The organism is Enterobacter cloacae complex sp. 6730903 (assembly GCF_048283985.1).
GTDB classification, from domain to species: Bacteria; Pseudomonadota; Gammaproteobacteria; order Enterobacterales; family Enterobacteriaceae; genus Enterobacter; species Enterobacter hormaechei_C.
Window position 1 is genome coordinate 115,979 of the sequence record NZ_JBLVXX010000011.1, and the last position, 10,729, is coordinate 126,707.

Sequence of the window (10,729 nt, forward strand, 5' to 3'; positions counted from 1 at the left end):
TTTCGCCGTCGTGGCGGCCAATTGAAGCGAGTATAGACGTTTCGGTCTGGCCTGGTAATAGGCTGAAGTGCGGCGCTATTTTCTTTGCGCTACATTAATGCGGCTGCATTTAGGGGTACGATTTTGCATTGAATCGTGCATACTGTGCGCTTTTTGTGGGCCAAGGGACTAAGCACACATTTGTTATTCAAACGAAAAGACTAGTCTATGAGCACTGATAATAAGCAATCATTACCCGCAGTCACGCTTGCGGCGATCGGGGTTGTCTACGGTGATATCGGCACCAGCCCGCTTTATACGCTTCGTGAATGTCTGTCCGGTCAGTTTGGTTTTGGTGTAGAGCGTGACGCCGTATTTGGTTTCCTCTCGCTCATCTTCTGGCTGCTGATCCTGGTGGTCTCCCTTAAGTATCTCTCTTTCGTTATGCGGGCTGATAACGCGGGCGAGGGCGGTATTCTGACCCTGATGTCCCTTGCCGGGCGCAATACGTCTGCAAGGATGACCTCCGTGCTGGTCATCATCGGCCTGATTGGCGGCAGCTTCTTCTATGGAGAAGTCGTGATTACACCAGCGATTTCGGTAATGTCGGCCATAGAGGGGCTGGAGATTATCGCGCCACAGCTTGATACGTGGGTGGTGCCACTTGCCATTATCGTGCTGACGTTGCTGTTTGCCATACAAAAACACGGTACCGGGCTGGTGGGTAAACTGTTCGCGCCTATTATGCTGGCCTGGTTCCTGATCCTGGCGGCGCTGGGCTTACGCAGTATTATTGCCAACCCGGATGTCCTGCACGCGCTGAACCCAATGTGGGCGGTGCATTTCTTCCTTGAATATAAAGTGGTGTCGTTTGTGGCGCTGGGCGCGGTGGTGCTGTCCATTACCGGTGTTGAAGCGCTGTATGCGGATATGGGCCACTTCGGGAAACTCCCTATTCGCGTCGCCTGGTTTAGCGTGGTCTTGCCTTCACTGGTGCTGAATTACTTCGGTCAGGGCGCGCTGCTGCTTGCACACCCTGAAGCGATTAAAAACCCGTTCTTCCTGCTGGCACCGGACTGGGCGCTGGTTCCGATGCTGATCCTGGCGACGCTGGCGACGGTCATTGCCTCTCAGGCTGTCATTTCCGGCGTATTCTCCCTGACGCGTCAGGCCGTGCGTCTGGGGTATCTCTCCCCAATGCGCATTATCCATACCTCGGAGATGGAGTCTGGCCAGATTTACATTCCGTTCGTCAACTGGCTGCTCTACTTCGCGGTGGTAATTGTTATCGTCAGCTTTGAGCACTCCAGTAATCTGGCGGCGGCGTACGGTATCGCGGTAACCGGAACGATGGTGTTGACCTCTATTCTCTCCACCACCGTGGCGTACCGTAACTGGCACTGGAATAAGTTCCTCGTGGGGCTGATCCTGGTTGGCTTCCTCTGCATCGACGTGCCGCTGTTCTCTGCGAACCTCGACAAGATTGTCTCCGGTGGCTGGCTGCCGCTGACGCTGGGTCTGGTGATGTTTATTGTGATGACGACGTGGAAGAGCGAACGTTTCCGCCTGCTGCGTCGTATGCATGAGCACGGTAACTCTCTGGAGGCGATGATCGCCTCGCTGGAGAAATCCCCACCGGTGCGCGTGCCGGGCACGGCGGTGTATATGTCTCGCGCGCTGAACGTGATCCCGTTTGCGCTGATGCATAACCTCAAGCACAACAAAGTGCTGCACGAGCGCGTGATCCTGCTGACGCTGCGTACCGAAGATGCGCCGTATGTTCACAACGTGCGTCGCGTACAGATTGAGCAGCTATCGCCAACCTTCTGGCGCGTGGTGGCAAGCTACGGCTGGCGCGAAACGCCGAACGTGGAAGAGGTGTTCCACCGCTGCGGTCTGGAAGGCCTGAGCTGCCGCATGATGGAGACGTCATTCTTTATGTCCCACGAGTCGCTAATCATCGGCAAGCGCCCATGGTATCTGCGCCTGCGCGGCAAGCTGTATCTCATTTTGCAACGTAACGCCCTGCGTGCGCCTGACCAGTTTGAGATCCCGCCTAATCGCGTGATTGAGCTGGGGACGCAGGTCGAGATTTAACCCTTCTGAATATGCCGGGTGGCGCTGCGCTTACCCGGCCTACCAGACCCGTAGGCCCGCGCAAGCGTAGCGCCGCCGGGCAATTTTCCTCTGTTGCATTTCACTTAGCGAAACGTTTCGACGTTGATCACAAATCCGTTACGTCATGATGGTTTTCTGAACACTTCTGCGGCTACACTGTTTTTAGCGAAACGTTTCGCTAGTGGAGCAAAAAATGAAGAAAGGCACAGTACTCAACTCAGAAATCTCATCGGTGATTTCCCGTCTTGGGCATACCGATATGCTGGTGGTTTGCGATGCAGGCTTACCGGTTCCGCGCAGCACAACCCGTATCGATATGGCGTTAACGCAGGGCGTACCCTCGTTCATGCAGGTACTGGACGTGGTCACCGCGGAGATGCAGGTTGAGGCGGCCATCCTCGCGGCGGAAATCAAACAACATAATCCGCAACTCCACGAAACGTTGCTCAGCCACATTGAGCAACTGCAACAGCACCAGGGAAACACCATAGAAATTCGTTACACAACGCACGAGCAGTTCAAACAACAAACCGCAGACAGTCAGGCGGTGATTCGCAGCGGGGAGTGTTCCCCGTATGCGAATATCATTCTCTGTGCTGGCGTCACCTTCTGAGGCCATCATGGACGCATTACTGCAACTCAAAGGGATCGATAAGTCGTTCCCGGGCGTAAAAGCCCTCTCCGGCGCGGCGCTGAACGTCTATTCCGGGCGCGTCATGGCGCTGGTGGGCGAAAACGGCGCCGGCAAATCCACCATGATGAAAGTGCTGACCGGTATCTACCAACGCGATGCCGGTTCGCTGCTGTGGCTGGGTAAAGAGACCACCTTCAACGGCCCGAAATCCTCTCAGGAAGCGGGCATCGGCATCATCCACCAGGAGCTGAACCTGATCCCGCAGCTCACCATTGCGGAGAACATCTTCCTCGGCCGTGAGTTTGTGAACCGGTTTGGAAAAATCGACTGGAAAACCATGTATGCCGAAGCGGACAAACTGCTGGCGAAGCTGAATCTGCGCTTTAAGAGCGATCGACTGGTGGGCGACCTTTCCATCGGCGATCAGCAGATGGTGGAAATCGCGAAGGTGCTGAGCTTCGAGTCGAAGGTCATCATTATGGATGAACCGACCGACGCCCTGACCGATACCGAAACCGAATCCCTGTTCCGCGTGATCCGTGAGCTGAAATCCCAGGGCCGCGGCATTGTCTATATCTCTCACCGCATGAAAGAGATCTTCGAAATCTGCGACGACGTCACCGTCTTTCGCGACGGACAGTTTATTGCCGAGCGCGAAGTAGCAACCCTGACCGAAGATTCGCTGATCGAAATGATGGTGGGACGTAAGCTCGAAGATCAGTATCCGCATCTGGAGAAAGCGCCGGGAGAGATCCGCCTGAAGGTGGATAACCTCTGCGGGCCGGGCGTGAATGACGTCTCCTTTACTCTGCGCAAGGGCGAGATCCTTGGCGTCGCGGGCCTGATGGGAGCGGGACGTACCGAACTGATGAAAGTGCTCTATGGCGCACTGCCGCGCACCAGCGGCTACGTTACCCTTGACGGCCATGAGGTGGTCACCCGCTCGCCTCAGGATGGCCTGGCGAACGGCATTGTCTATATTTCCGAAGACCGTAAGCGCGACGGCTTAGTGCTGGGCATGTCGGTGAAAGAGAACATGTCCCTGACGGCGCTAGGCTATTTCAGCCGCAGCGGCGGCAGCCTGAAACACAAAGATGAGCAGCAGGCGGTCAGCGATTTTATCCGTCTCTTTAACGTTAAAACCCCATCGATGGAGCAGGCGATTGGCCTGTTGTCCGGCGGGAATCAGCAGAAAGTGGCGATTGCCCGCGGGCTGATGACGCGCCCGAAAGTGCTGATCCTCGATGAGCCTACCCGCGGCGTGGACGTGGGCGCGAAGAAAGAGATCTATCAGCTGATTAACCAGTTCAAGGCCGACGGTCTGAGCATCATTCTGGTCTCTTCCGAGATGCCAGAAGTATTAGGCATGAGCGATCGCATTATCGTCATGCATGAAGGGCATCTCGGCGGTGAATTCACTCGCGAGCAGGCCACCCAGGAAGTTCTGATGGCTGCCGCTGTGGGCAAGCTTAATCGCGTGAATCAGGAGTAAGAAGATGACTACCCAGGCTGTTTCTGGTCGCCGCTATTTCACAAAGGCATGGCTGATGGAACAAAAATCGCTGATTGCCCTGCTGGTGCTGATCGCGATTGTGTCGACCATGAGCCCGAACTTTTTTACCGTCAATAACCTGTTCAACATTCTTCAGCAGACCTCCGTCAACGCCATTATGGCGGTGGGGATGACGCTGGTGATTTTGACCTCGGGTATCGATCTGTCCGTCGGTTCCCTGCTGGCCCTCACCGGCGCGATCGCCGCGTCGATTGTTGGTATTGAGGTCAACGCGCTGGTGGCCGTTGCCGCTGCGCTGGCGGCAGGTGCGGCAATTGGCGCCGTAACCGGCGTGATTGTGGCGAAAGGTCGCGTTCAGGCGTTCATCGCCACGCTGGTGATGATGCTGCTGCTGCGCGGTGTGACCATGGTGTACACCAACGGCAGCCCGATTAATACCGGCTTTACCGATAACGCCGATCTGTTTGGCTGGTTCGGTATCGGACGCCCGCTGGGTGTCCCGACCCCGGTCTGGATCATGGCTATCGTTTTCCTGGCGGCGTGGTACATGCTGCACCATACCCGTCTGGGTCGTTATATCTATGCGCTGGGCGGTAACGAAGCGGCAACGCGCCTGTCCGGTATCAGCGTTAATAAAGTCAAAATTATGGTTTACTCCCTGTGCGGCCTGCTGGCGTCGCTGGCGGGCATCATCGAAGTGGCGCGCCTCTCTTCCGCACAGCCAACGGCGGGTACGGGCTATGAGCTGGATGCCATCGCGGCAGTGGTTCTGGGCGGTACGAGTCTTGCGGGCGGTAAAGGTCGCATTGTTGGGACATTGATCGGCGCACTGATCCTCGGTTTCCTGAATAATGGTTTGAATTTGTTAGGTGTTTCCTCCTATTACCAGATGATCGTTAAGGCAGTGGTGATTTTGCTGGCGGTACTGGTAGACAACAAAAAACAGTAACTGACGACACTACAGGACATCTTAGATATGAACATGAAAAAACTGGCTACCCTGGTTTCTGCTGTCGCGCTGAGCGCAACCGTAAGTGCTAACGCCATGGCGAAGGACACCATCGCGCTGGTTGTCTCTACCCTGAACAACCCTTTCTTCGTCTCCCTGAAGGATGGCGCGCAGAAAGAAGCCGATAAACTGGGCTACAACCTGGTGGTGCTGGATTCTCAGAACAACCCGGCGAAAGAGCTGGCTAACGTTCAGGACTTAACCGTTCGTGGTACCAAAATCCTGCTGATCAACCCAACCGATTCCGACGCGGTCGGTAACGCCGTGAAGATGGCAAACCAGGCGAAGATCCCGGTCATCACCCTGGACCGTCAGGCAACGAAAGGGGATGTGGTCAGCCACATTGCGTCTGATAACGTCCTGGGTGGTAAAATCGCCGGTGACTACATCGCGAAGAAAGCAGGTGAAGGCGCGAAAGTGATCGAGTTGCAGGGTATCGCCGGGACTTCCGCAGCCCGTGAACGTGGTGAAGGCTTCCAGCAGGCTGTAGCGGCGCACAAATTCAACGTGCTGGCGAGCCAGCCGGCAGACTTTGACCGTACAAAGGGCCTGAACGTCATGCAGAACCTGCTGACCGCGCATCCTGATGTGCAGGCGGTATTCGCACAGAACGACGAAATGGCGCTCGGTGCGCTGCGTGCGCTCCAGACTGCGGGTAAATCAGATGTGATGGTTGTCGGATTTGACGGCACGCCGGATGGTGAAAAAGCAGTAAATGATGGCAAACTGGCTGCGACCATCGCTCAGCTGCCTGAGCAGATTGGCGCGACTGGCGTGCAAACTGCCGATAAAGTGCTGAAGGGCGAAAAAGTTCAGGCCAAATATCCTGTTGACCTGAAACTGGTCATTAAGCAGTAAAGGCGATTCAGGCAGTCGCTGGCTGCCTGAGGGACACCAAATAAAAGAAAAGTGTGGCATACGCCACTGGGTAATACCGGTGGCGCTCTCAGATGGACACCTCAATACATGAAAACCGCAGGCAACCTCGTCGTCCTTGGCAGTATCAATGCCGATCACATTCTTAACCTTGAAACGTTCCCCACTCCGGGCGAAACCGTCACTGGCAATCAGTATCAGGTGGCGTTCGGCGGTAAGGGCGCAAACCAGGCGGTTGCCGCCGGACGCAGCGGGGCGAATATCGCGTTTATCGCCTGTACGGGTGATGACGATACCGGCGAGCGCGTACGCAAACAGCTGGCAAGTGACAACATCGACATTGCACCCGTCAGCGTGGTTGCAGGAGAATCTACCGGCGTGGCGCTGATTTTCGTCAATGCGGAAGGTGAGAATGTCATCGGTATTCATGCGGGGGCTAATGCCGCGTTAACGACTGAATGCGTCGAAGCGCAGCGTGGAATCATCGCCGGAGCGGAAGCCCTGCTGATGCAGCTGGAGTCACCGGTTGAAAGCGTGCTGGCCGCCGCGAAAATTGCGCATGAAAATCATACGTCTGTCGTACTTAACCCTGCGCCTGCCCGTGTATTATCAGACGAGCTGCTGGCGCTGGTGGATATCATCACCCCGAACGAAACCGAAGCGGAAAAGCTGACGGGTATCCGTGTCGAAAATGATGACGATGCAGCGCGTGCCGCGCTTGCGCTGCATGATAAAGGCATCGGCACCGTGATCATCACCCTCGGCAGCCGTGGGGTGTGGACTAGCGTCAATGGCGAAGGCCGTCGCGTACCGGGCTTTAAGGTCAAAGCCATTGATACCATCGCCGCAGGAGACACCTTCAACGGTGCGCTGGTAACGGCGCTGCTGGAAGGAAAAGCAATGGATGACGCGATCCGCTTCGCGCATGCCGCCGCTGCGATTGCGGTGACGCGTAAAGGCGCTCAGCCTTCTGTTCCATGGCGTAAAGAGATTGATGAATTCTTAAGTCAGCAGGGGTAACGCTTGGCCACAATGAAAGATGTCGCCCGTATGGCGGGCGTTTCTACCTCGACTGTTTCCCACGTAATCAATAACGATCGCTTCGTCAGCGAGGCGATTCGGGAGAAAGTTGACGCTGCAATTAAAGAACTCAACTATGCGCCGTCTGCGCTGGCCCGCAGCCTGAAGCTCAACCAGACGCGCACCATCGGCATGCTGATCACGGCCAGTACCAACCCTTTTTATTCTGAACTGGTGCGCGGCGTGGAGCGCAGCTGTTTCGAACGCGGCTACAGCCTAGTGCTATGTAATACCGAAGGTGATGAGCAGCGCATGAACCGAAACCTGGAGACGCTGATGCAAAAACGCGTCGACGGGCTGCTGCTGCTCTGTACCGAAACGCATCAACCCTCGAAAGAGATCATCCAGCGCTACCCTTCTATTCCCACGGTGATGATGGACTGGGCGCCGTTCGACGGCACCAGCGATCTGATCCAGGATAACTCGCTGCTGGGCGGCGATATGGCGACTCAGCATCTGATCGATAAAGGTCATACCCGCATTGCCTGTATTACCGGCCCGCTGGATAAAACCCCGGCGCGCCTGCGTCTGGAAGGCTATCTTTCGGCCATGGCACGGGCGGGGCTTGCCATTCCTGATGGCTATCGCATCACCGGCGATTTCGAATTTAACGGTGGATTTGAAGCAATGCAGAAACTGCTGGCGCAAGAGCCGCGTCCGCAGGCGGTGTTTATCGGTAACGATGCGATGGCATTCGGAGCTTATCAGGCGCTGTATCAGGCGGGATTACGTGTTCCGGACGACATGGCGATCGTCGGTTACGATGATATCGAACTGGCGCGCTACATGACGCCGCCGCTGACCACCATCCATCAGCCGAAAGATGAACTGGGCGAGCTGGCCATCGATGTGTTGATCCACCGCATGGCCCAGCCCACGCTGCAACAGCAACGTTTGCAGCTTACTCCTGTTCTGATGGAACGCGGTTCGGTTTAGCCTTCTCTTTGTGACGCTCTTTAATCAGGTTCCGGCCGTCTTTTGGTTTTAACAACATAAAGACCACCGCCGATACCACGGTAAGTGCGCCCATAGTGATAAAGGTATAGTGGAACTGCTCAACGGTATTCGTACCGTCAAACCCTTCATAAAACCGCAGTACCGCCGCGCTCACGGCAACCCCGAGGCTGATCGACAGCTGTTGAGTGACCGCCAGTACGCTGTTGCCGCTGCTGGCGTTCTCGTCGGTGAGATCCGCAAGGGTGATGGTGTTCATCGACGTAAACTGCGTCGACATGGCCATACCCAGCACAAACAGCGGCAGGATCAGCATCCAGATTGGTAACGCCGCAGATTGCAGGGAGAACTGCGCAATCATCAATCCGATAAAGATCGTCACGCCAACCAGCGTCTTACGATAGCCAAACCAGCGCAGCACCTGCGTGACCGTCGATTTTGCCAGAATGGAGCCCATCGCTGTGGGCGCCATCATGCAGCCAGCAATCAGGGCCGGATAGCCGAAACCGACCTGGAGCATCAGCGGCATCAGGAACGGTACGCAGCCCGTGCCCAGACGCGAAGCAATATTGCCCGCGATCCCGACGGAGAACGTTCGGGTGTTAAACAGAGATAAAGAGATAAGCGGTGTCGGATGGCGACGCGCATGACGTATATATAGAAGGAACAGCAGAATACCGCTGAGGATGACGGCCAGCGCCAGCCACGTCGCTACGATTTTCTCGCCAAACAGCTCCATCCCGCTGGAGAACAGGACCAGGCTCAGGCCAAACAGGAAGAAGCCGCCCATATCGAAGCTGCGTCTTGGCGTGGTGAAGTTCGGCATATATTTGCGGGCATAAATCAGCCCTGCCACACCAATCGGAATATTAATCAGGAAGATCCAGTGCCAGCTTGCCCAGGTCACCAGTACGCCGCCGAGAACCGGGCCAAGTATCGGACCGACCAGCCCCGGCATAGTCACAAAGTTGAGCACCGGAAGCAGTTCGCTGCGCGGATAGGCGCGTAATAACCCCAGACGTGCGACGGGCATCATCATCGCGCCGCCTATCCCCTGTAGAACGCGGAAGATAACCAGTTCCGTCAGAGAGGTGGAGAGGGCGCAAGCCAGAGAACCGAGCGTGAACAGCGTCACCGCCAGCATGAACACTTTGCGTGTGCCGAAACGATCGGCCAGCCAGCCGCTGACCGGAATAAGCATCGCCACCGTCAGGGTATAACTGATGATGGCGGATTGCATCGCCAGCGGGGAGCGGTTAAGGCTTTGGGCGATGGCGGGAAGGGCGGTATTGAGGATAGTGGCATCCAGTGCCTGCATAAAGAACGCCATGGCTGCAATCCACGGCAGTCCGGCCATACTGCGTGCTTTTTTCTCTGTCATTTATTTACCTGCTGGTGGGTTGGCGCGGCCAGCAACGCCTGGCACGCACTCAGGGCTCGCTGCCCGTCGCTCTCCTGAATGGCATCGACTATCGCCTGATGCAGATCCAGCTTCACCACCTCATCCTGTGTGATAGAGGTAAAGTAAGTGTGGTACACAGAATGGAATAAAGAAGCAAAGGAGGTCAGGAAAGGATTTCCGCTCATATTATAGATATGTTCATGCCAGGCCATATCGACCGCTATCCAGCGCTCGCGGTTAAAGTGCTTTTTCAAATCCACCATCTCTTCCATCAAAGTATTGAGCTGCGCTTTTTGCTCTGCTGTGCCGAGCGTGGCGGCAAGCAGGCAGGCCTGAGGCTCAAGACTGCTGCGCATAACCAGAAAGTGATCGACGACCTGATTAAAGTTATCTTCGGTCATCCACCAGGTGAGCAACTCCTGATCGAGAAAGTTCCAGTTTCCCTGAGGCATAACGCGGGTGCCAATGCGCGGGCGTGGAAGCACCATCCCTTTCGCCGTTAATGTTTTTACCGCTTCGCGAACGGCGGTACGGCTAACGCCAAACTGATCTCCCAGCTCCATCTCGCTGGGCAGGATGCTACCTGGAGCATATTTACCCGCTAAGATCAGCTGCGCCAGTTTCTCTGCCAGCACATAGGACAGGTTTTTTTGAGCTGCCAGCTGTTGTGCGCTTAATGGCATCGCTTTTATTCCTTAGATATTGATGCGGCTAATTATGCCATCTCAGGTGTGATTGTGGTTGCAGATACATCAAATAGAACAATTTGTAGCTGGATCTCATCGCTTTTGGTGAAAAAAAACACGGTCAGAAACTTTTTTTAAATTTCCTCTTGTCACTTCAGAAGAACTCCCTATAATGCGCCTCCACTGACACGGAACAACGGCACGCAAGCCGCCGGGTCAGCAGAGAAAAGCAAAATAAACGCTTGACTCTGAAGCGGGAAAGCGTAATATGCACACCCCGCGCCGCAGCGAAAACGAAGCGGCACTGCTCTTTAACAATTTATCAGACAATCTGTGTGGGCACTCAAAGTGACATGGATTCTTAACGTCGCAAGACGAAAAATGAATACCAAGTCTCAACGAGTGAACACGTAATTCATTACGAAGTTTAATTCATTGAGCATCAAACTTTTAAATTGAAGAGTTTGATCATGGCTCA

Annotated in this window: 9 protein-coding genes; 7 read left to right on the top strand and 2 right to left on the bottom strand. The window is 55.3% G+C overall.

What is annotated here, in order from left to right; translation table 11 throughout:
- Positions 1-207 precede the first annotated feature (207 nt).
- The 7 genes from kup to rbsR all read left to right on the top strand — a co-directional run bounded on the left by kup (position 208) and on the right by rbsR (position 8,145).
- Positions 208-2,076 carry a low affinity potassium transporter Kup gene (gene kup, locus ACNQ0W_RS08425; protein WP_062933812.1) on the top strand — a complete coding sequence of 623 codons (1,869 nt, stop codon included), beginning with the start codon at positions 208-210 and terminating at the stop codon, positions 2,074-2,076.
- Between the two features lie 214 nt (positions 2,077-2,290).
- Positions 2,291-2,710, top strand: a complete 420-nt coding sequence (rbsD, locus tag ACNQ0W_RS08430) for a D-ribose pyranase (protein WP_062933813.1) — start codon at positions 2,291-2,293, stop codon at positions 2,708-2,710.
- A 7-nt stretch (positions 2,711-2,717) separates the two neighbouring features.
- Positions 2,718-4,223, top strand: a complete 1,506-nt coding sequence (gene rbsA, locus ACNQ0W_RS08435) for a ribose ABC transporter ATP-binding protein RbsA (protein WP_003862393.1) — start codon at positions 2,718-2,720, stop codon at positions 4,221-4,223.
- A gap of 4 nt (positions 4,224-4,227) precedes the next feature.
- The gene (rbsC, locus tag ACNQ0W_RS08440) at positions 4,228-5,193 is read left to right on the top strand and encodes a ribose ABC transporter permease (RefSeq protein ID WP_062933814.1); all 966 of its coding nucleotides are present in this window, start codon (positions 4,228-4,230) and stop codon (positions 5,191-5,193) included.
- A 27-nt stretch (positions 5,194-5,220) separates the two neighbouring features.
- Complete coding sequence (rbsB, locus tag ACNQ0W_RS08445) at positions 5,221-6,111, top strand: ribose ABC transporter substrate-binding protein RbsB (protein WP_003862397.1); 891 nt, start codon at positions 5,221-5,223, stop codon at positions 6,109-6,111.
- A gap of 108 nt (positions 6,112-6,219) precedes the next feature.
- Positions 6,220-7,149, top strand: a complete 930-nt coding sequence (gene rbsK / locus ACNQ0W_RS08450) for a ribokinase (protein ID WP_062933815.1) — start codon at positions 6,220-6,222, stop codon at positions 7,147-7,149.
- A gap of 3 nt (positions 7,150-7,152) precedes the next feature.
- Entirely contained in the window at positions 7,153-8,145 is a 993-nt protein-coding gene (rbsR, locus tag ACNQ0W_RS08455; RefSeq protein WP_072190029.1) for a ribose operon transcriptional repressor RbsR, read from the top strand.
- Here rbsR and mdtD read toward each other — a convergent pair.
- Positions 8,111-9,544: a multidrug transporter subunit MdtD gene (mdtD, locus tag ACNQ0W_RS08460; protein ID WP_062933816.1), complete on the bottom strand. Its 1,434-nt coding sequence runs from the start codon at positions 9,542-9,544 to the stop codon at positions 8,111-8,113. The genes rbsR and mdtD overlap by 35 nt on opposite strands.
- Entirely contained in the window at positions 9,541-10,248 is a 708-nt protein-coding gene (locus ACNQ0W_RS08465) for a FadR/GntR family transcriptional regulator (RefSeq protein WP_003862405.1), read from the bottom strand. The genes mdtD and ACNQ0W_RS08465 overlap by 4 nt, the downstream gene beginning before the upstream one ends.
- Positions 10,249-10,729: the final 481 nt, after the last annotated feature.